19 protein-coding genes and 1 pseudogene are annotated in these 19,502 nt (G+C 71.6%); 6 read left to right on the forward strand and 14 right to left on the reverse strand.

Going from position 1 to position 19,502, the window contains the following annotated elements; all coding sequences use genetic code 11:
• The first annotated feature begins 21 nt into the window (after positions 1 to 21).
• The 3 genes from narH to narI are packed head-to-tail and all read left to right on the forward strand — an operon-like array spanning position 22 to position 3,214.
• On the forward strand, positions 22 to 1,737 hold the full coding sequence (gene narH / locus MM440_RS07210) for a nitrate reductase subunit beta (protein WP_241443640.1): 1,716 nt from the start codon (positions 22 to 24) through the stop codon (positions 1,735 to 1,737).
• The gene (gene narJ / locus MM440_RS07215; protein ID WP_241443641.1) at positions 1,734 to 2,468 is read left to right on the forward strand and encodes a nitrate reductase molybdenum cofactor assembly chaperone; all 735 of its coding nucleotides are present in this window, start codon (positions 1,734 to 1,736) and stop codon (positions 2,466 to 2,468) included. The genes narH and narJ overlap by 4 nt, the downstream gene beginning before the upstream one ends.
• On the forward strand, positions 2,465 to 3,214 hold the full coding sequence (gene narI / locus MM440_RS07220) for a respiratory nitrate reductase subunit gamma (protein WP_241443642.1): 750 nt from the start codon (positions 2,465 to 2,467) through the stop codon (positions 3,212 to 3,214). Before narJ ends, narI begins: the two co-directional genes overlap by 4 nt.
• 9 nt (positions 3,215 to 3,223) lie before the next feature.
• Here narI and MM440_RS07225 read toward each other — a convergent pair whose 3' ends face one another.
• The 13 genes and pseudogenes from MM440_RS07225 to MM440_RS07280 form a co-directional block, all read right to left on the reverse strand.
• The gene (locus MM440_RS07225) at positions 3,224 to 3,394 is read right to left on the reverse strand and encodes a hypothetical protein (protein ID WP_241443643.1); all 171 of its coding nucleotides are present in this window, start codon (positions 3,392 to 3,394) and stop codon (positions 3,224 to 3,226) included.
• On the reverse strand, positions 3,391 to 3,846 hold the full coding sequence (locus MM440_RS07230) for a Fur family transcriptional regulator (protein WP_241443644.1): 456 nt from the start codon (positions 3,844 to 3,846) through the stop codon (positions 3,391 to 3,393). The genes MM440_RS07225 and MM440_RS07230 overlap by 4 nt, the downstream gene beginning before the upstream one ends.
• Complete coding sequence (locus MM440_RS07235) at positions 3,839 to 4,945, reverse strand: metal ABC transporter permease (protein WP_241443926.1); 1,107 nt, start codon at positions 4,943 to 4,945, stop codon at positions 3,839 to 3,841. Before MM440_RS07235 ends, MM440_RS07230 begins: the two co-directional genes overlap by 8 nt.
• Positions 4,938 to 5,762, reverse strand: a complete 825-nt coding sequence (locus MM440_RS07240) for a metal ABC transporter ATP-binding protein (RefSeq protein ID WP_241443645.1) — start codon at positions 5,760 to 5,762, stop codon at positions 4,938 to 4,940. Before MM440_RS07240 ends, MM440_RS07235 begins: the two co-directional genes overlap by 8 nt.
• The gene (locus MM440_RS07245) at positions 5,753 to 6,736 is read right to left on the reverse strand and encodes a metal ABC transporter substrate-binding protein (RefSeq protein ID WP_241443646.1); all 984 of its coding nucleotides are present in this window, start codon (positions 6,734 to 6,736) and stop codon (positions 5,753 to 5,755) included. Before MM440_RS07245 ends, MM440_RS07240 begins: the two co-directional genes overlap by 10 nt.
• Positions 6,737 to 6,777: 41 nt before the next feature.
• Complete coding sequence (locus tag MM440_RS07250) at positions 6,778 to 8,040, reverse strand: MFS transporter (RefSeq protein ID WP_241443647.1); 1,263 nt, start codon at positions 8,038 to 8,040, stop codon at positions 6,778 to 6,780.
• Positions 8,041 to 8,198: 158 nt separating this feature from the next.
• Positions 8,199 to 9,887 carry a solute symporter family protein gene (locus tag MM440_RS07255; RefSeq protein ID WP_241443648.1) on the reverse strand — a complete coding sequence of 563 codons (1,689 nt, stop codon included), beginning with the start codon at positions 9,885 to 9,887 and terminating at the stop codon, positions 8,199 to 8,201.
• Entirely contained in the window at positions 9,887 to 10,234 is a 348-nt protein-coding gene (locus MM440_RS07260; protein WP_241443649.1) for a DUF485 domain-containing protein, read from the reverse strand. Before MM440_RS07260 ends, MM440_RS07255 begins: the two co-directional genes overlap by 1 nt.
• Positions 10,235 to 10,420: 186 nt before the next feature.
• Complete coding sequence (locus MM440_RS07265) at positions 10,421 to 11,965, reverse strand: sodium/solute symporter (protein WP_241443650.1); 1,545 nt, start codon at positions 11,963 to 11,965, stop codon at positions 10,421 to 10,423.
• On the reverse strand, positions 11,962 to 12,462 hold the full coding sequence (locus MM440_RS07270; RefSeq protein WP_241443651.1) for a hypothetical protein: 501 nt from the start codon (positions 12,460 to 12,462) through the stop codon (positions 11,962 to 11,964). Before MM440_RS07270 ends, MM440_RS07265 begins: the two co-directional genes overlap by 4 nt.
• A gap of 5 nt (positions 12,463 to 12,467) precedes the next feature.
• Positions 12,468 to 12,950, reverse strand: a complete 483-nt coding sequence (locus tag MM440_RS17285) for a LytR/AlgR family response regulator transcription factor (RefSeq protein WP_338155619.1) — start codon at positions 12,948 to 12,950, stop codon at positions 12,468 to 12,470.
• 121 nt (positions 12,951 to 13,071) lie between these two features.
• Positions 13,072 to 13,227 (reverse strand): annotated as a pseudogene (locus MM440_RS17290) (DNA-binding response regulator); the annotation flags it as partial.
• Positions 13,228 to 13,237: 10 nt separating this feature from the next.
• Entirely contained in the window at positions 13,238 to 14,449 is a 1,212-nt protein-coding gene (locus tag MM440_RS07280; RefSeq protein ID WP_241443652.1) for a histidine kinase, read from the reverse strand.
• 590 nt (positions 14,450 to 15,039) lie between these two features.
• On the opposite strand from MM440_RS07280, the gene MM440_RS17295 reads away from it, so the two are divergent.
• Positions 15,040 to 15,381, forward strand: coding sequence for a hypothetical protein (locus MM440_RS17295; RefSeq protein ID WP_338155620.1), 342 nt, complete (start codon positions 15,040 to 15,042; stop codon positions 15,379 to 15,381).
• Between the two features lie 391 nt (positions 15,382 to 15,772).
• Here MM440_RS17295 and MM440_RS07290 read toward each other — a convergent pair whose 3' ends face one another.
• Positions 15,773 to 17,020, reverse strand: a complete 1,248-nt coding sequence (locus MM440_RS07290; RefSeq protein ID WP_241443653.1) for an IS256 family transposase — start codon at positions 17,018 to 17,020, stop codon at positions 15,773 to 15,775.
• Positions 17,021 to 17,520: 500 nt separating this feature from the next.
• Here MM440_RS07290 and MM440_RS07295 point away from each other — a divergent pair, with 500 nt between their 5' ends.
• The gene (locus tag MM440_RS07295; protein WP_241443654.1) at positions 17,521 to 18,345 is read left to right on the forward strand and encodes a CpaE-like family protein; all 825 of its coding nucleotides are present in this window, start codon (positions 17,521 to 17,523) and stop codon (positions 18,343 to 18,345) included.
• Positions 18,342 to 19,502 carry a TadA family conjugal transfer-associated ATPase gene (locus MM440_RS07300; RefSeq protein ID WP_241443655.1) on the forward strand — a complete coding sequence of 387 codons (1,161 nt, stop codon included), beginning with the start codon at positions 18,342 to 18,344 and terminating at the stop codon, positions 19,500 to 19,502. The genes MM440_RS07295 and MM440_RS07300 overlap by 4 nt, the downstream gene beginning before the upstream one ends.

Genomic DNA, 19,502 nt, shown 5'->3' on the forward strand with positions numbered 1-19,502 from the left:
GAGAGAGGAAGGAGATTCGCTATGCGTGTCATGGCTCAGATGGCGATGGTCATGAACCTCGACAAGTGCATCGGGTGCCACACCTGCTCGGTCACCTGCAAGCAGGCGTGGACCAACCGTCCCGGCACGGAGTACGTCTGGTTCAACAACGTGGAGACCCGGCCCGGCCTCGGCTACCCGCGCCGCTACGAGGACCAGGACGAGTGGGAGGGCGGCTGGGTGCTCAACCGGCGCGGCAACCTCACGCTGCGCGCCGGCGGCCGGCTGAAGAAGCTCGCCAACATCTTCGTCAACCCCAAGATGCCGTCGATCCAGGACTACTACGAGCCCTGGACCTACGACTACGAGACGCTGCTGAACGCCCCTGCGCAGCAACACTTCCCGGTCGCCCGGCCCTTCTCGCTCATCAGCGGCAAGCAGATGAACGTCTCCTGGTCGGCCAACTGGGACGACGACCTCGGCGGCTCCAAGGAGACCGCTCACCAGGACGTCATGCTCAAGGGGATCTCGGACAAGGTGAAGTTCGAGTTCGAGCAGACCTTCATGTTCTACCTGCCGCGCATCTGCGAGCACTGCCTCAACCCGTCGTGCGCCGCGTCCTGCCCGTCGGGGGCGATCTACAAGCGCAGCGAGGACGGCATCGTCCTGGTCGACCAGGACAAGTGCCGGGGCTGGCGGATGTGCATCAGCGGCTGCCCCTACAAGAAGGTCTACTTCAACCACAAGACCGGCAAGGCCGAGAAGTGCACCTTCTGCTTCCCGCGCATCGAGGTCGGCATCCCCACGGTCTGCTCCGAGACCTGCGTCGGCCGGCTGCGCTACATCGGGCTCATGCTCTACGACGCAGACCGGGTGCTCGAGGCCGCGTCGACGCCGGACGACGAGGACCTCTACGAGGCCCAGCGGTCGGTCTTCCTCGACCCGCACGACCCGGCGGTCGTCCGCGAGGCCGAGCGGGCCGGCATCCCCGGTGACTGGATCACGGCCGCGCAGCGCTCCCCGGTCTACAAGCTCATCAACGACTACCGCGTCGCGCTGCCGCTGCACCCGGAGTACCGCACCATGCCGATGGTCTGGTACATCCCGCCGCTCTCGCCGGTGGTCGACATCATCAAGGACACCGGTCACGACGGCGAGGACCGCGACAACCTGTTCGCGGCCATCGACACGCTCCGGATCCCGGTCGAGTACCTCGCGAACCTGTTCACCGCAGGCGACCCGAAGCCGGTCACCGGGGTGCTGCGCAAGCTCGCCGCGATGCGGTCCTACATGCGCGACATCAACCTCGGCCGCGACCCCGACGAGTCGATCCCCGAGGGCGTCGGCATGGACCCGGAGGCGATGTACGAGATGTATCGCCTGCTGGCGCTCGCGAAGTACGCCGAGCGCTATGTCATCCCGACCGCGCACAGCGAGGACGCGCACCGGCTCGAGGAGCTCGCCACCGACTGCGCGGTCGGCGACTACTCCGACGACATGGGCGCGTTCGGCGAAGGCTCCGGGGTGCTGCCGACAGTGGCGCAGGAGAACTTCGCGATGCTGAAGGCCCGCCAGACCGCCGACACCCTCGTCGGTGGCGGCTCGAAGTCCGGCCGGGTCAACCTGCTGAACTGGGACGGCAAGGGCATGCCCGAGGGCATGTTCCCCGGCGCCGGCTCCGCCGACGTGTCGCCCACGGACGAGGCGGCCCAGATCCGCGACCCGCAGCCCGGGGCCGACCTCGGTGACCCGCGATGATCTCGCTCCCGCTGCTGCGGCGGCACAGGTCGGCGGCCCTGCCGCTCACGACCGACCAGACCCAGGCCGCGTGGCAGTGCGTGTCGCTGCTGCTCGGCTATCCGGACGACGAGCTGCATGGTCGGCTGCCGGCGATCCGGTCGGTCGCCGAGCAGCTGCCCGAGGCCGTGGGGGCACCCATCCTGCGGCTCGTGGGGGCGCTCGAGGAGGAGGACCCGGAGCGGCTGCGGGTGGTCTACGTGGAGACGTTCGACTACACCCGCCGGTGCGCGCCCTACCTGACCTACTTCGCGCACGGCGACACCCGCAAGCGCGGGCTGGCGCTGGTGCAGATCAAGCAGGCCTACCGGCGCGCAGGGGTAGAGCTCGCGGACGGTGAGCTGCCCGACCACCTCAGCGTCGTGCTCGAGTTCGGCGCCACCGCCAGCCTCGAGGGCGGGATGCGCCTCCTCCTCGACCACCGAGCCGGGGTCGAGGTGCTGCGGATGGCCCTGCAGGACAAGGGTTCTCGCTGGGCTGACGCCTTGGTCGCCCTGTCAGCCACGCTGCCCCCGCTCGACGGTGACGAGAAGGAAGCAGTCGCCCGACTGATCGCCGCCGGGCCGCCGGAGGAAGAGGTCGGTCTCGACCCCTACTCCATCGACCCGACGCTCGACGCCCACCTCAACCCCCGGCCCTCGGCCGACGCCGACCTCGACGAGCTCCTCTCGAGACAAGGAAACCGCTCATGAACATGTTGCTGTGGGTCGTCTTCCCCTACATCTGCCTCACGATCTTCGTCGTCGGCCACTACTGGCGCTACAAGTACGACAAGTTCGGCTGGACCACCCGCTCGTCCCAGCTCTACGAGGACCGGCTGCTGCGGTGGGGGAGCCCGATGTTCCACTTCGGCATCCTGTTCGTCGTGCTCGGGCACGTCATGGGTCTGCTGGTGCCGAAGTCGTGGACCGACGCCGTAGGGATCAGCCAGGAGGCCTACCACTTCATGGCGATCTCGGTCGGTCTGCTGGCCGGCTTCCTCACCCTCGCCGGCATCGCGATCCTGATCTACCGCCGGCGCACCACGGGCCCGGTCTTCTCGGCGACCACGCCGATGGACAAGGTGATGTATGCCCTGCTCGTCGTCGTCATCCTGCTCGGGCTGGCCAACACCCTCGGGTGGCACGCCGCCGGCATCGGCAACACCGGGCCGGTCCCCGAGCACTACAACTACCGCGAGGGCGTGTCGATCTGGTTCCGCCAGTTCCTCACCTTCCACCCCGACGCCGACCTGATGGCGCAGGCGCCGCTCGGCTTCCAGCTGCACCTGCTGTCGGCCTGCGTGCTGTTCGCGCTGTGGCCGTTCACCCGGCTGGTGCACGTCTTCAGCGCGCCGGTCGGCTACGTCACCCGGCCGTACGTGGTCTACCGCAGCCGCGACGAGCGCCCCGGAGCCGGCGTCGGCAGCCGGGCCCCGCAGCGCGGCTGGGAGCGCTGACCCGGGCGGTCAGTCGCCGGAGAGCCGGGCGAGCAGCCAGGCCACGCCACCGACGAAGAACAGGCAGAACCCGACGGTCGCGATGCCCTGCCAGTGCAGCAGGGTGCCGACCAGGCAGATCAGCGCGCCACCGAGGATCAGGATGAGGTGGTCACGGGTCGTGCCGAGGTGCTTCTTCACCGGGCCACCGTATCCCGCTCGGCTGCACGCGCTTTGTCGGTCGGCTCGGTCCGCTCGTCCGCCGTGCACTGCGCGCAGGTTCCGAACACCTCGAGCGTGTGCGTCACCTGGCTGAAGCCGTGCTCCGCGGCCACCCGGTCGGCCCACGTCTCGACGGTCGGACCCTCGATCTCGAGGGTGCGTCCGCAGCTGCGGCACACCAGGTGGTGGTGATGGCCGCTCGACGCGCACAGCCGGTAGCGCGCCTCACCGTCGTCGGTGCGCAGCACGTCCACGACACCGTCGTCGGCCATCGCGTTGAGATTCCGGTAGACCGTGGCCAGCCCGATGCTGTCCCCGTCGGCCCGCAGCCGGGCGTGCAGGGTTTGCGCCGACGTGAAGTCGTCGGTCTCGGCGAGCAGCTCGTGCACCGCCCGACGCTGCCGCGTCGTCCTGCGCTCGACCTCAGCCACCCTGGCCCCCCGTGCTCGTTGCCGTCGTCGCCGAGCTCTGCTCGTCGTGCTCGTCAAAACCGTCCTTGTCGGGCTCGGCTCCTTGGTCCTCCGGGCCTCCCTCGCCAGGGCTCGGTCGTGTCCTCGGACGCATCGTCGCCGAGCCGTGCTCGTGGTAGTGACCCCCATGCGCCGCATGCCGGTGCCCGTCGTGCAGGTAGTCCACGTGGTCGCCGTGGGGGAGGGCGGGGTGGCCGCAGTCGCGACCGTGCTCGTGCTCGTGCGCCTCGGTGAGGCGACTGCGGCGCGCGGTGGCGCGGTGGCAGACGGCGACCAGGATGGCTACCAGGATGAAGACCGCGATCGCGAGCAGCACGATCGTGCCGCCGGACGGGGTGTCCAGCCAGAAGCTGGTGGTGACGCCGCCCACGCTGCAGAGGATCCCGATGGCGACGGCCAGTCCCATCGCGGCCTTGAAGCTGCGGCAGACGAGCTGGCTGGTGGCGTTGGGCACGATCATGAGCGCGCTGATCAGCAGCAGGCCGACGACCCGCATCGACACGACCACGGTGGTGGCCGTGAGGACGGCGAGGGTGATGTTGAGCGCCATCACGGGCAGGCCCGCCGCGCGGGCGTACTCCTCGTCGTTGGCGACCGCGAACAGGCGCGGCCGCAGCACCAGCGTCGTCGCCATGACGATGCCGGCGAGCACCGCGAACGCGACGATGTCCTGAGAGGTCGTCGTGGTGATCGACCCGAACAGGTAGGAGTTGAGGGAGCGTCCGCCCGACGTCGACCGGGACATCAGGACCACGCCGAGCGCGATCCCGCCGTAGAACATGACGGCGAGGGCTACGTCCGCGCTGGTGCGCCCCCGGGCGCGGACCACCTCGATGACGACCGCGGCGATCACGGCGAGGACGAGCGCGGTGAGCACCGGGGCCTGACCGGTGAGGACGCCGATCGCCACACCGGCGAGGGCCATGTGCCCCATGCCGTCACCGATCAGCGCGAGCCGGCGCTGCACGAGGAAGACGCCGACCATGGGCGCAGCGGCCCCGACGAGCAGGGCGGCCAGCAGGGCCCGTTGCATGAAGTCGTAGCTCAGCAGGTCAAGCACGGTGGCCTCCTCGACCGAGCGGCTCGTCGAGCCCGAGGTGCCGGTGCCCCAGGGCGTGGGCATGGGGGTCGGGGTCGTCGTCGTGGTGGTGGTCGTGGCCGGTCAGCAGCGCGACGGCGCGGGCGTCGTAGGCGGCGAGCGACCCGTCGAAGGTCACCGTGCCGCCACTCATCGCGACGACCCGGGTGAGGGCGGGGCGCAGCGCGTCGATCTCGTGGGTGACGATCAGCTGGGCGACGCCCTGGTCGCGCAACCCGATGATCACGTCGGTGAGCAACCGCTGGTTGGTCAGGTCCACCCCGGCGGTCGGCTCGTCCATGACCAGGACCCGCGGCTCGGCGGCGAGGGCCCGCGCGACGAGGACGCGTCGCTGCTGCCCGCCCGAGAGGGTGCTGACCTCCTCGCGCGCGTGGCCCTCGAGACCGACGACCTCGAGCGACGAGGCGATGATCTGCCGGTCGACGGGACGCAACCGCGCGAGCAGGCCCTGGTGGGGCAGCCGACCGATGGCGACCACCTCCTGGACCGTGGAGGCTACCGAGGTGGAGAGGGTGTGCCGCTGGGGGACGTAGCCGACGAGCGAGCGGTCCTTGAACGACGCGAGGGGGGTGCCGAACAGCTCGACCGACCCGCCGAGCTGGTCGTTGAGGCCGAGCAGGCCCTTGACGAGGGTGGACTTGCCGCAGCCGTTCGCGCCGACGATGGCGATCGTCTCGCCGGGGCGCACGGTCAGCGAGACGTCGTGGACGACCACGCGGTCGGCGTACCCGAAGGCCGCCGACCTCAGTGCGATGACGGGGCTGTCGTTCACGAGCATCCTTGTCCCTGGCGCAAGGTCGCGAGGTTGGCCTTCATGATGCCAACGTAGTCCTGCGCCGCGGAGGACTTCGAGAGCCCCTCGATCGGGTCGAGCACGGCGGTCTTGGCGCCCGTCTCGGAGGCGATGGTCTGCGCGACCGCGGGGCTCGCGAGCGTCTCGGTGTAGATCGTCGTCACGTGGTGCGTGCGGGTGTAGTCCGCGAGGGCCGCGAGCTTGGCGGCGTCCGGCTCCTCGTCCGGGGAGATGCCCGCGATGCCGACCTGGGTGAGGCCGTAGCGGTTCGCGAGATAGCCGAACGCGCTGTGCGAGGTGACCATGGTGCGGTTCGCGCAGGTCTTCAGGCCGGCCGCCAGCTGGGTGTCCAGGGTGTGCAGCGTGCTGGTGAACCTCGCCAGGTTGGCCTCGTAGGTGGACGCGTGGTCGGGGTCGATGCTCTTGAGCTGGCCCGCGATGGCCTTGGCCACCTCGGCGTAGCGCACCGGGTCGAGCCAGAAGTGCGGGTCCGTCGTGCCGTGGGCGTCGCCCTGGGCCTCGCTCGACTCCCCGCCGATCGTGCTGCCCACCTTGAGGGTGAGGTCGGCCGACCCGGTCACGTCGAGCACGTGCGGCGGCGGCTGGTCAGCGACGGCGTCGTCCACGGCCGGCTGCAGGCCCTTCTCGTAGACCGCCAGCTGGGACTTGCTCACGGTGGCCACGTCGGCGGGCGTCAGCTCCACGTCGTGCGGCTCGGCCCCGGACTTCGTCAGGTTGGTGACCTGGACGTGGTCCCCGCCGATCTGCTGCGTGGCGTAGGCCAGCGGGTAGAACCCCACGACGACGTCCAGCGCCCCGTCCTTCCCGCCGGTGCCGCTCGCGCCTTGGCCGCAGCCCGCGAGCGCGGTGCCGAGCAGCAGTGCTGCGGTGGTGACAGCGGCGGCCGGGGTGAGCGGGCGGAGAGAGCGGTGTTTGCGGTCGCGGGACGAGGCTGACATGGCCGTCACGGTAGATCTAAACGGGAATCATTGTCAAAAACTCACATGCCGACGACGCCGGGGTCGTCCGCCTTGGGCTCGAGCAGGCTCGGGATCCGGCGCAGCACCAGCGCGAGCACCAGGGCCAGGGCCACCAGGGTCACGGTCAGGGCGTCGACGAGCGGCCACCGGCCGCGGGACCACGCCATCCCGGCGACCGTGCCGGCGACCGAGGAGCCGAGGTAGTAGCCGAACAGGTAGAGCGAGCCCGCCTGCCCGGCCCCCGGCCCGCCCACGGCCGCTCGGGCGGCCACCCAGCCGCTCGCCACCCCGTGGCAGGCGAAGAAGCCGGTCGTCAGCACGGCCAGCCCGAGAACGACCACGGGGAGCGGGGTCGCGAGGGTGAGCAGCAGGCCGACCAGCATCACGACGATCGCCACCGGCACCACCGTCCGATAGCCCACCCGGTCGGCCTGCCGACCGGCGTAGGTCGAGCTCACCGAACCGAGCGCATAGACGACGAACACCAGCCCGGCCACGCCCACCGACAGGTGGTAGGGGTCGCCGGCCAGGCGAAAGCCCATGGCGTTGTACGTCCCGACGAACGCACCCATGGTCAGGAAGGCGATGGCGTAGAGCGCGAGCAGGGCAGGGTCTACGAGGACGCGACGGGTCATGGCGGTGAGGTCCGCGGGCCGCAGCGGCACCGGCTCGAAGTGCCGCGACGCCGGCACCAGCACCCGCACTGCGAGCGCGCAGGCGAGGGCGAGAGCGCCGATCCCGCCCACCGCGAGCCGCCAGCCGCCGACGTCGGCGAGCACCCCTGACACCAGCCGGCCGAGCATCCCGCCGATCGCGGTGCCACCGATGTAGAGCCCGGTGGCCTGGGCGCGGGCGCCGGGCGCGATCTCCTCGCGCAGGTAGGCGACCGCCACGGCCGGCAGCCCGGCGACGGTCAGGCCGAGCAGCGCGCGCAGGACGAGCAGCACGGTCCAGGTGGGCGCGACCGCGGTGAGCAGCGTCACCACGGCCGAGCCGAACAGGGAGACGTGCATGATCGTCACCCGGCCATACGCCTCCGAGAGGGGCCCGAGCAGCAGCAGCGCGGCCCCGAGCGCCAGCGTCGTCGCCGACACCGACAGCGCGCTCGTCGCCGGGCTGACCGCGAACGTGTCGGCGAGCAGCGGCAGCAACGGCTGGGTGCAGTAGATCGTCGCGAAGGTCGCGAGCCCGGCGAGGAACAGCGCCCGCGACACCCGTCGATACTCGGCACTGCCGGGCAGGTAGCCCGCGTCGGACGGGCTGGCGCTGGCGGGGTTCGGCACGCCGCCCAGGGTAGTCGCCCTTCCGCGCGGACCTGTGCGGGCGGTCTGCGGGTGGTCTACGGGGTCGGCATGAGGGCGGGGACGTGAGGGCGGGGACACGACAGCGGGGGCCCGCCCGGCGTGCCGGACGAGCCCCCGCAAGGTGCGGTGGAGCGGGACTAGTGGTCGATCGCGCCGCCGGCGCCGTGGCCGGAGAGCGAGCGGACCTCCATCTCGGCCCACTTGGCCTCGTTCGGCTTCTCCTTGTCGAGCTTGGAGCCGAGGAAGCCGAGCAGGAACGCGAGGGGGATCGAGATGATGCCCGGGTTCTCCAGCGGGAACCAGTGGAAGTTGATCGACGGGTCGGTGATCATCGACGGCGACAGGCCGGTCTTGGGGTCGGCCGGCTTGCCGGAAACCACCGGGCTGAAGATGATCAGCACCAGCGACGAGATCAGACCGCCGTAGATCGACCAGAGGGCACCGCGGGTGGTGAAGTTCTTCCAGAACAGCGAGTAGAGGATGGTCGGCAGGTTCGCCGAGGCGGCCACCGCGAACGCCAGCGCCACGAGGAACGCGATGTTCTGACCGTTGGCGAGGATGCCACCGAGGATCGCGATGATCGATCCGCCGACGGCGGCGAACCGGGCCATCTTGACCTCCTCCTCCTGGGTCGCCGTGCCCCGCTTGATCACCATGTTGTAGATGTCGTGGGCGAAGGTCGCCGACGTGGTGATGGTGAGGCCGGCGACCACCGCGAGGATGGTCGCGAACGCGATGGCGGCGATGATGCCGAGCATGACCGAGCCACCGAGGTGGAAGGCCAGCAGCGGTGCCGCGGCGTTGGCCTTGCCCGGGGCGCTGTTGATGGCGGTCGGGCCGACGAGGGCGCCCGCGCCGTAACCGATGACCAGGGTGAACAGGTAGAACAGCCCGATCAGCCAGATAGCCCACTCCACCGACTTGCGTGCCTCTTTGGAGGTGGGGACGGTGTAGAAGCGCATCAGCACGTGCGGCAGGCCCGCGGTGCCGAGGACGAGTGCCATCGACAGCGAGATGAAGTCGATCTTGGTGGTGAGGTCCTTGCCGTAGCGCAGGCCCGGGTCGAGGAGCTTCTGGGGGTCGAACTTCACCTTCTCGGCGGCCGCGGTGTCCACGGCGCCCTGCATGACCGAGGAAAGATTGAAGCCGAACTTCCCGAGCGTCCACAGCGTGATGAGGCCGGCGCCGGTGATGAGCAGGCACGCCTTGATGATCTGCACCCAGGTGGTGCCCTTCATGCCACCGATGAGCACGTAGAGCATCATCAGCAGACCGACGACCGCAATGACGATCGACTGGCCGAACTGCGAGTTGATGCCGAGCAGCAGGGCGACCAGGCCACCCGCGCCGGCCATCTGGGCGAGCAGGTAGAAGAACGAGACGGCGAGCGTGGAGGTGGCCGCCGCAAGGCGCACCGGGCGCTGGCGCAGGCGGAACGACAGCACGTCGGCCATCGTGAACCGGCCGGTGTTGCGCAGCAGCTCGGCGACGAGCAGCAGCGCAACGAGCCACGCGACGAGGAAGCCGATGGAGTAGAGGAAGCCGTCGTAGCCCTGCAGGGCGATGGCCCCGGCGATGCCCAGGAAGGACGCCGCCGACAGGTAGTCGCCGGCGATGGCGATGCCGTTCTGCTTGCCGGAGAACGCGGCACCGCCGGTGTAGTACTCGCCGGCGGACTTCTTGCCGTGGGCGGAGACGCGGATGACGACGATGAGCGTCACGACGACGAAGGCCGCGAAGATGCCGATGTTGATGAGCGGGTTGCCGACGTTGGACGCGGCGGGGAGCACGGGGAGTGCCGGCACGAGAGTCTGGGGGAGAGCCATCAGTAGTCGCCGCCGATCTCACGCTCGACCATGGTGTGGATCTCGGCCGCCCGCGGGTCGAACTGGCGGTCGGCCCACCGGATGTAGGCGATGGTGATCGCGAACGTCGTGACGAACTGCAGCAGCCCGAAGATCAGACCGATGTTGATGTTGCCCACCACGCGGGTGCTCATGAAGCCGGGCGCGAAGGCGGCCAGCAGGACGTAGAGGAAGTACCACGCCAGGAAGAAGGCAGTGGTGGGGAACACGAAGCGGTGCAGCTTGGACCGCAGCTCGGTGAACTCGGGTGACCGTTGCACCGCGGCGTACGCGGCGGCCCGGTCGGCCGGTGGTCGGGTGGCGCTCACAGGGATCTCCTTCGAATCGGGGGCGTCGTCGGCCCCAATCGGCTGGGAAGACTCTCGCGACCTCCGGGCGCACCGGCAAGGAGGCGCGGGTGCGTCCTTCGCTCAAAGGTAGAAAGGGCGCGGCGAGCGGTCGTGTCGGCACGCGTGAACGGTCTACTCGTGACCGGATCGGTACATTCGCGCAGGTCAGGAGGGATTGACCAGGAGCTCCTCGGGGGTGTGCAGGCGCACCATGGTGCGGGCGGTGTCGCGGGGCACCGACCCGGGCGTCGCCAGGCTCGCCACGATCATCGTGGCCGCCGCCAGCGGGGCGCTCCAGAGGGCGGGCTGGCTGAGCAGGACCCCCGGCCAGCCGGTGAGCGTGGGCCCGAGGACGGTCCATGCGGCCGCCGCGCCCGAGGTCAGGGCCCCGACCGCCAGCCCGGCCAGTGCACCGGTCGTGGACAGCCTCGGCCACCAGCAGCCGAGGACGAGCAGCGGGGCGAAGGTCGACGCGGTGACCGAGAAGGCGAGCCCGACCTGGGTGGCGATGCTGACGCCGTGGAACAGCTGGGCGGCGACGAGCGGGACGAGTACGGCCAGGGCGACGCCGACCCGGAAGCGCCCGGCGACGGCCAGCCGCTGGCGCCGGGCGCGGGGGACGATGCGCGGCACCGTGTCCTGGTCGAGGACGCCGGCGACCGACATCACCAGGCCGCTGGACGTCGACAGGAACGCGATGAACGCGCCGAGCGTGATGGTCGCGGTGAGCAGGTCCGCGCCCGTCGCAGCCCCGGCGCCGACCACGGCCGCGGGCAGGTGCAGCATCATCGTGTCCGGCGCCGCCCCGGCCGGCAGCTCCTGCAGGTAGATCCGGCCGAGCACGCCGTAGGTCGGCACCAGCACGTAGAACGCGGCGAGCAGGACGACGACGAGCACCGTCGTGCGGCGGGCGGCTCTGCCGTCGCGGTTGGTGTAGTAGCGCACCACCACGTGCGGCAGGCCCATCGTCCCGAGGGACAGCGCGAGCATCGTGGAGTACGTCCAGTAGAGCGAGTGCTCGCGTCCGCCGAAGCCGGCCAGCGGGGTGGCCCACTCGCGCAGCCGGTCGGGCGGCATGGGGGAGGGGCGGGCGCCGTCGTGCAGGAGCCACCAGCCGAGCAGCACGAGGGCCGGCACGGCCAGGGCGATGTACTTGACCCAGAACTGGGTGGCCTGCACCGAGGTCACCGACCGCATCCCACCCGCGCCGACGACCGTCGCGACCACGGCGGCGACCAGCGCGCCCCCGACGAGCGGCGGCGCCCCGGTCATGGTGCGCAGGACGAGACCGGCCCCCTGCATCTGGGGCACGAGATACATCCAGCCTACGGCGACCACGAGCACCGAGCAGAGCGCTCGCACCCGGCGGCTCTCGAGCCGGCTCTCGGCGAAGTCGGCGAGCGTGTAGGCGCCCGACCGCCGCATCGGCGCCGCGACCAGCACGAGCAGCATGACGAACCCGACGGTGTAGCCGACGGGCAGCCACAGCATGTCGGCGCCGTTGGCCCAGAGCATGGCGGCCACTCCGAGGAACGAAGCGGCAGAGAGGTATTCGCCGCCGATCGCGGCTGCGTTGCGCCGCGGGCTGACGGTCCGCGAGGCGACGAAGAAGTCGCTGGTGGTCCGGGTGCCGGGCGGCCCGTGCAGCCCGAGGAGCACCGTGGCGAGGCACGCGATCGCGACGGCTGCGATGACCAAGGCCGTCGTCAACGGCCCTCCTCGAGCGGCTGGCGCTCGTCCACCTCGCGACCGAGCTGCGCCTCCAGGCGCTCGCTCGCGCGGACGAAGTAGACGCAGGCGCCCACGATCATCGGGTAGGTGAGGCCGCCCACGATGATCCACGTCGCCGCGAACCCGGCGAGGTGCAGCTCGCGCAGCCCGGGGAGGGCCCAGAGCAGCAGCGGCACGCTGCCGGGGAACAGCGCCATCGCGAGCAGCACCTGGGCGAGCAGCCGACGCTGGGCGGACACCAGCTCGTGCACGTAGACCTCGCCGAGGCCCGATCCCTGCTCGATCTCGCGCATCGTGCTGCGCGACGGGATCCGTTGTGCTGCATCGGTGTACGGCGACGTGATGCGCACCTTCGCGGGAAGTGCGGTGGGTGGGGGCTCGGGGTGCTGCGGGTGCTCCGGGTGGTCCTGGTGCTCCGCCTGCTCCGGGGGGTTGTGGGAGTCGTGGGGCGGCCGCGGTGGGACGGAGGACGACATGGTGGCTACAGCTCGCCGCGTCGACGACCGGCGGGTGCGAGCCCGGTGCGACCCAGCCGGTCGCGCAGGGCGCGGGTGTGCCGGCGACTCACCTGCAGCTCCACGTCATCGAGCAGGACCGAGCAGTGGCCCTGGTGGACGCGGACGTGCGTGACCCGAGCGAGATTGACCAGGGTCGAGCGGTGGATGCGCGCGAATCCCGCCTCCTGCCAACGCTCTTCGAGCAGCGTGAGCGAGACGCGCACGAGGTGGGCGCCGTCGTCGGTGTGCAGCCGCGCATAGTCTCCCTGAGCCTGCGCATAGATCACCTGGGACCGCCGCACGAAGGTCGTGACCCCGCCGAGCTCTACCGCGATCGTCTCGTCCTCGGGCTCGGGTGCCGTTGTGGGAGAGGCAGACTCGGCGGCGCGGGCCCCCACGACCCGTCGCACCGCCTCGCTCAGCCGCTCGGCCCGGACCGGCTTCAGGACGTAGTCGAGCGCACGCACCTCGAAGGCGTCGACCGCGTGCTGCTCGTGCGCCGTGATGAAGACCAGCGGACGGCGGGGACGGCATCCGCGCGAGGGTGCGCGCGACGTCCATCCCGCTGAGGCCAGGCATGTTGATGTCGCAGAAGACCACGTCGAACGGCTGCTGGGCGAGCGCCGACAGCGCCTCGGCACCGCTGCCGACGGGCGTGACCTCGGTGATGCGGGCGTCGAGGCGCAGCAGGTACGCGAGCTCGGCCAGAGCCGGGAGCTCGTCGTCCACGAGGAGCGCACGCATGGGTCAGAGACTACTTTCCGCGGGGTGCCGCGTGGACGCCGGGCGCGTACCGAGGGACGCGGAAGGTCACCGTGGTGCCCGCCCCGACCTGGGTCTCCACGACCAGACCGTGGGCGTCTCCGTAGACCTGTCGCAGACGCGCGTCGACGTTGCCGAGGCCGACGTTGTCCCCGCCATGGTCCCCGGACAGGACGCTCCGCACGCGCGCCGGGTCGGCGCCCACGCCGTCGTCCTCGACCGTGATCTCCACCTCGTTGCCACGGCTGCGCGCCGTCAGGGTCACCAGACCGGGACCGACCTTGGGCTCCAGGCCGTGCCGCACGGCGTTCTCCACGAGCGGCTGGATCGCGAGGTAGGGGACGACGACCGACAGCACCTCCTGCTCGATGTCCAGGGTCAGCGCGAGCCGCGGCCCGAACCTGGCCTGCTCCAGCGCGAGGTAGCGCTCGACGTTGGTCAGCTCTTCGGCGAGAGTCGTGAACGCACCCCCGCGACGGAAGGAGTAGCGGGTGAAGTCCGCGAACTCCAGCAGCAGCTCGCGGGCTCGGTCGGGATCGGTGCGCACGAACGACGCGATCGCCGCGAGGGAGTTGTAGACGAAGTGCGGCGAGATCTGAGCCCGTAGAGCGCGCAGCTCGGCCTCCATGGTGCGCGTGCGCTGGCGGCCCAGCTCGGCGAGCTCAACGTGCGTGGACACCCAGCCGGCCAGCTCACGGGTGGCGCGCACCAGCCCGACGCCGGCTCGAGGGGCGTAGGCCGTGAGCGTGCCGACCACCCGGTCACCCGACACGATGGGTGCGCACACGGCCCCGCGGATCGGGCAGCCGTCGTCGGCGCAGCGCACGTCGCGGGCGCGCAGCACGACCACTCGACCGGTGTGGAGCACCTCGCTGACCTGCTCCATCGTCGCGTCCTGGTGGTGGTCGGCGGGGCCGTCCCAGGCCAGCACCACGCTGGTGTCGGTGAGGGCGAGCGCCGGCACCCCGAGGAGCTGGCGCAGCGGACGGGCCGCGCGGGGTGCGCCCTCAGGCGTGAGCCCGTCCCGCAGGTGCGGGGTCGCGAGACCGGCGGTGTGCAGGGCCCGGTAGGTCGCCTGCTCCTCGATCGACCCGAGCCCGCGCCGGGGCCGCAGCGCGCGCAGCACCACCGTGGCGGCGACGGCCAGCGCGGCGAGCAGGCCCACGAGCGCGAGCATCGTGGTCTGGTCGCCGGTGGAGAGCACGGCGTCAGCCTAGCGATCGGGTGCCTCTACGCTGGGCCGCATGACTGCCTGCGACCTGTCGAGCCCGCTGCTCGACCTCCTCGATCTGCCCGGGGTGCGCGAGGGGGTGGAGCAGGCTCGCGAGGCGTGCACCCAGCTGCGCTGGCACCAGGCGCTGCGCCGACGCATCCCCGAGGCCGCCGCCGAGTCCCGCGTGCGCGGTGCCTGGTCGTCGGCGGACCTGGACGGCGCCCGGCTGCCCGTCGCCTCGGTGCGCGACGTCGTCCGCGGGGCGCTGAGCTGGCCGGAGCAGCCGGACCCGGCCGAGCGGGTCGCCCGGTCGGCCGTGCTGGCCACCCTCGAGGCCGAGCACCTCGTGCGCTCCGGGGTGCCCGCTCGCCAGCTGCTCGCCCGGCTGCACACGGCTGCGGCGGGCGCGGGCGGTGGTGCTGGCGGTGCTGCGGCTGGTGCTGGTGCTGGTGATGCCCGTGCAGACGCCCAGGACGGTGTGGGGCGGCCGCGCAGCGGCGACCAGGCGTGCCTGGAGCTGACCGACCTCGGGCCGGTGCCGACCGGCCCTGGAGACCCGGCTGGCGGGTCTGGTCGAGCTGATGGAGGCGCCGCCGGAGGTGCCCGCGGCCCTGGTCAGCGCCCTGGTCCATGCCGAGGTCGCGGTGCTGCGCCCGTTCGGGTCCGGCAACGCTCTGGTGGCGCGCGCCGCCGAGCGGGTCCTCGTGCAGCGCCGCGGACTCGACGCGACCGGGGTGGCGGTGCCCGAGGTGGGCCACCGGGCCGTCGGCCCCGCTGCCTACGTGGGCGCGCTGGCCGGCTACGCCCAGGGGTCGGCGGACGGTGTCGCGCTGTGGTTGCGGCACGCGACCGCCGCCTACGTCGCGGGCGCCGCCGAAGGGACCCGCATCGCCGACGCCGTCCTGGCAGGCCGGTTGTCGTAGACCGGCCGCGCCGTCCCAGGTCTGGTCACGCTGCGTGCCGGACTCACCCGTTCGGGCCCTGTCGGAGCACCGAACCGAGGAGTACAACTGAGGGGTCGGCCCGGTCTACCGGTCACCCCACCCACCATCGGTGACGGGGCCGCTGCAGAGTTCCTGACGTACCCACGCGCGGGCAGTCCACTGATGGACGGCTCGTCGCTCGAGGATCCCAGCCTCCCGAGCGACGACGACGCGAGGATGCACGCCTGGTCGCGTCGGCGCTCTGTCCGGTGAAGGCACCGTCCCCAGCGGGCGGTGCCTTCACTGCGTCGGGGGTCTGCCTGGGTCGGGGTTCTGCGCAGCGGTCAAGTCCCGGGTAGTGGTGTAGCGCTGCGTTCTCCTTCGTGATGGGTCAGGCGGTCAGTGCGTGCACGTCATCAGCTCCGATCTCGGGTTCGGTGGTGGGGACGATGTTGACGCGGCAGCGGGCGAGGAGGTCGAGTCCGAGGTAGCGGCGGCCCTCGGCCCATTCGTCGGTTTGCTCGGCCAGGACGGCGCCGACGAGGCGGATGATGGCGGCGCGGGTGGGGAAGATGCCGACGGCGTCGGTGCGGCGGCGGATCTCGCGGTTGAGTCGTTCGGCGGGGTTGTTGGACCAGATCTGGGTCCACACGTCTTTGGGGAAGTCGGTGAAGGCGAGGATGTCGGCGCGGGCGCCGTCGAGGTGGTCGTGGACCTCGGGCAGCTTGCCGTCGACGTAGTCCAGGAGCCGGTCGAACTGTGCGTGAACCGCCGGACGGTCGGGCTGGTCGTAGACCGAGTGCAGCATCGCTTTGACCGCGGGCCACATGCTCTTGGGTGTCACGCCCATGAGGTTCGCTGCGTAGTGGGTGCGGCATCGCTGCCACGAGGCTCCGGGCAGGTTGGCTGCGATCGCCTCGACCAGGCCGGCATGGGCATCTGAGGTGACCAGCCGGACCCCGGTCAGGCCACGGGCAACCAGGTCGGCGAAGAACTCGTTCCACACCGGGCCGGTCTCAGCGGTGGCCACGCGCATGCCGAGGACCTCGCGGTGCCCGTCGCCGTTGACGCCGGTGGCCAGCAGCACGGCGGCGTTGATCACCCGCCCACCTTCGCGGAGCTTCATGGTCAGCGCGTCCGCGGCGACGAACGTGAACGGCCCCGCTGCGTCCAACGGCCGGTGGCGGAACTGCTCGACGTGCTCGTCGAGCTCGGCGGCCATCCGCGAGACCTGGGACTTGGACAGCGAGTCGATCCCGAGGGTCTTGACCAGCTTGTCCATCCGCCGCGTGGACACCCCGGCCAGGTAGCAGTCGGCCACGACCGTGATGAGAGCGGCCTCGGCACGCTTGCGGCGCTCGAGGAGCCACTCGGGGAAGTAGGTGCCCTTGCGCAGCTTGGGGATCGCGACGTCGATGGTCCCGACCCGGGTGTCCAGGTCGCGGTGGCGGTAGCCGTTGCGCTGCGCGACCCGTCCCGGCGTGGGGCGGCCGTACTCGGCGCCGACCACCGCATCGGCATCGGCACACAGCAGGGCGTTGATCATCGTCTGCAACAGCTCGCGCATCAGATCGGGTGAGGCTTCGGCGAGTGCTTCGCCCAGCAGACGTGCAGGGTCAACAATGTGGGGAGCGGTCATCGTGATGGTCCTCGAGGATTCGGTAGAAGGTTGACTCGAAGGATCACGCGGTGGCCGCGCCCACGTCTTCCGTACACGCCGGTGACGATCTCGGCGACCGCGCTACACCACTATCAGGGACTCAACTTGCGCAGCGGGCTGTCGCTGGAGGGGGCGAGCCGGGCCGGACATGGGACGACCCCCGCCGGGGGGGCAGCGGGGGTCGTCATCACCAGGCTCTGGGGGGAGAGCCGGTGCGAGCGCTCAACCTCAACGGGAGCGCTGCATGTCTATCTTGGACCAGACGGGCTCGAAATAACTAGTCCATCCTGGCCACCCGGGTTGGTTTTCACCCGATTGGGCTAGATAGATCCCATTTTCGTATCTTGTGCCCGACTATCGGCGCCCGAAATGACCAGGCGCAGCCCGCCCGTCCCTGGACTGCGGGTTGTGACCCCTGCGCCGTCCACAGGCGGCGCCTCGACCTGTCGCGACGGCTCGAATGCGGCCAGGCTCCGGCCATGACTCGAACCATCGTCCCCGCGTCCCCCGACCCGTTCGCCGCCGTCGCCCCGGCCGCGGGTGGCCCGCCCGCCGCCGTGGTGGGGGTGTTCGGCGCGACCGGCGGGCTCGGGGTGTCCTGTCTGGCCGTCGCGCTCGCCGTCCGGCTGACTCATGCGCTCTCCGGCGAGGTAGCCCTCGTGGACGCCGACCCGTCCGGCGGTGGGCTGGACCTGCTGCTCGGCTGCGAGCACGAGCCGGGGTTGCGGTGGTCCGCCCTGGCCGGGGTGAGCGGCACCGTCGACGGAGCGGGTCTGGTCGCCCAGCTGCCCCGAGCCCATGGGGTGGCGGTCCTCTCGCACGAGGTCCTCGACCCGCTCGCGGCTGCGCAGGCGCCGACGGCCGACCAGCTCGGGGCGGTCGTCCGGGGCCTCGCGACCGGCGCCTCGGCCGTGGTGGTCGGCGGGTCCCGCTGGCCCGGCCCTCCGGGGCTGGTCGACCACCTCGACGAGTCCGTGCTCCTCGTCGGCTCCGGTGTCCATCAGCTGGCGGCCGCCGCCGGCCTGGCCGTCCACGCGTCGCTGCCCGGCTTCTCCGGGGAGCCACCCGGCCTGGTCCTGCGGACGGCCGGCCGCAACGCCGCCGCGCCGGAGCGGGTGGCGGAGCACCTCGACCTCCCTCTCCTCGGCACCCTGGGCGAGGATCGCGGGCTCGACGCAGATCTCACCAACGGGCTCCCGCCGGGTCATCGGGCGCGGGGTGCGCTCAGCAGCACGGCCACCCAGGTCATCGACGCCCTCGCGCTCGGCCCCGCTCGACGCCGACGCGCCGGTGGCCGACGATGACCGCCGCGACCGAAGGTGGCTCCCTGTGGGCCCTCGTCCGAGCCGGTGTGCCGCCGGACCCGGCCAGCGTGCGACGGGTCGCTGCCGACCAGGAGGCGGTCCTCGGCGCGGGCGGTGCCAGCCGTCGGGCCACGGAGATCGCGGGGGCCGTCCTCGGCGCCGGTCCGCTCGAGCGCCTGCTCGCTCTGCCGGGCGTGACCGATGTGCTCGTCAACGGGGACGGCTCGGTGTGGATCGACCGGGGCGGCGGCCTGGAGCGCACGGAGGTCGTCGTCGGTGGCGCCGACGACGCACGGGCGCTCGCGGTGCGCCTCGCCGGGCTGGCCGGTCGCCGGCTCGACGACGCGGCGCCCTACGTGGACGGCACGCTCCCGTCCGGGGTGCGGCTGCACGCCCTGCTCCCGCCGATCGCGCACGGCGCGGCTCATCTCAGCCTGCGCATCCCGCGCCGCGAACCCTTGACGATCGCCCGGCTGCAGGAGCTGGGCGCGGTCGACGACCTGCTCGCCCGCACCCTCGTCGCGCTGGTCGAGCGTCGGCTGGCCTACCTCGTGACGGGTGGCACCGGCACCGGGAAGACGACGGTGCTCGGCGCCCTGCTGTCGGCGGTCGCACCCGACGAGCGGCTCGTGGTCGTCGAGGACGTCCGCGAGCTGGCGGTGGCTCACCCCCACGTCGTGTCGTTGCAGGGTCGGGCCCGCAACGTCGAGGGTCGCGGCGAGGTGACGCTGACCGACCTGGTGCGCCAGGCGCTCCGCATGCGACCCGACCGCCTCGTGGTCGGGGAGGTCCGCGGCGCCGAGGTCCGCGAGCTGCTCACCGCGCTCAACACGGGCCACGAGGGTGGCTGCGGCACGGTCCACGCGAACTCCGCCGGCGACGTCCTGGCCCGGCTGGAGGCGCTGGGCGCGCTCGCCGGGATGTCGCGCGAAGCCGTCTGGAGCCAGGCCTGCTCAGGACTGGACGTGATCGTCCACTGCCAGCGCTCCCCGCGCGGTCGCCACGTGGCCGAGGTGGCGGTGATCGAGCCGGCGGATGGTCCACCACGGGTGGTGACCGCGCTGCGGGCCCGCCCGGGCGGTGCAGGCCTGCAGGTCGAGCACGGTGCCGGGTGGGACGTGCTCGCGGCTCGGTTGGACGGGGTGGGTGCGTCGTGA

The organism is Arsenicicoccus piscis (assembly GCF_022568835.1).
Taxonomy (GTDB): Bacteria; Actinomycetota; Actinomycetes; order Actinomycetales; family Dermatophilaceae; genus Arsenicicoccus; species Arsenicicoccus piscis.

What these genes read in the sequence shown, in the direction of transcription:
- MM440_RS07295 (WP_241443654.1), top strand. Translation starts at nt 17,521, where the DNA reads ATGACTCGAACCATCGTCCCCGCGTCCCCCGACCCGTTCGCCGCCGTC.
- MM440_RS07240 (WP_241443645.1), bottom strand. Translation starts at nt 5,762, where the DNA reads ATGCTCGTGAACGACAGCCCCGTCATCGCACTGAGGTCGGCGGCCTTC.
- MM440_RS07270 (WP_241443651.1), bottom strand. Translation starts at nt 12,462, where the DNA reads ATGTCGTCCTCCGTCCCACCGCGGCCGCCCCACGACTCCCACAACCCC.
- MM440_RS07290 (WP_241443653.1), bottom strand. Translation starts at nt 17,020, where the DNA reads ATGACCGCTCCCCACATTGTTGACCCTGCACGTCTGCTGGGCGAAGCA.
- MM440_RS07300 (WP_241443655.1), top strand. Translation starts at nt 18,342, where the DNA reads ATGACCGCCGCGACCGAAGGTGGCTCCCTGTGGGCCCTCGTCCGAGCC.
- MM440_RS07245 (WP_241443646.1), bottom strand. Translation starts at nt 6,736, where the DNA reads ATGTCAGCCTCGTCCCGCGACCGCAAACACCGCTCTCTCCGCCCGCTC.
- narJ (WP_241443641.1), top strand. Translation starts at nt 1,734, where the DNA reads ATGATCTCGCTCCCGCTGCTGCGGCGGCACAGGTCGGCGGCCCTGCCG.
- MM440_RS17295 (WP_338155620.1), top strand. Translation starts at nt 15,040, where the DNA reads ATGGAGGCGCCGCCGGAGGTGCCCGCGGCCCTGGTCAGCGCCCTGGTC.
- MM440_RS07255 (WP_241443648.1), bottom strand. Translation starts at nt 9,887, where the DNA reads ATGGCTCTCCCCCAGACTCTCGTGCCGGCACTCCCCGTGCTCCCCGCC.
- narH (WP_241443640.1), top strand. Translation starts at nt 22, where the DNA reads ATGCGTGTCATGGCTCAGATGGCGATGGTCATGAACCTCGACAAGTGC.
- narI (WP_241443642.1), top strand. Translation starts at nt 2,465, where the DNA reads ATGAACATGTTGCTGTGGGTCGTCTTCCCCTACATCTGCCTCACGATC.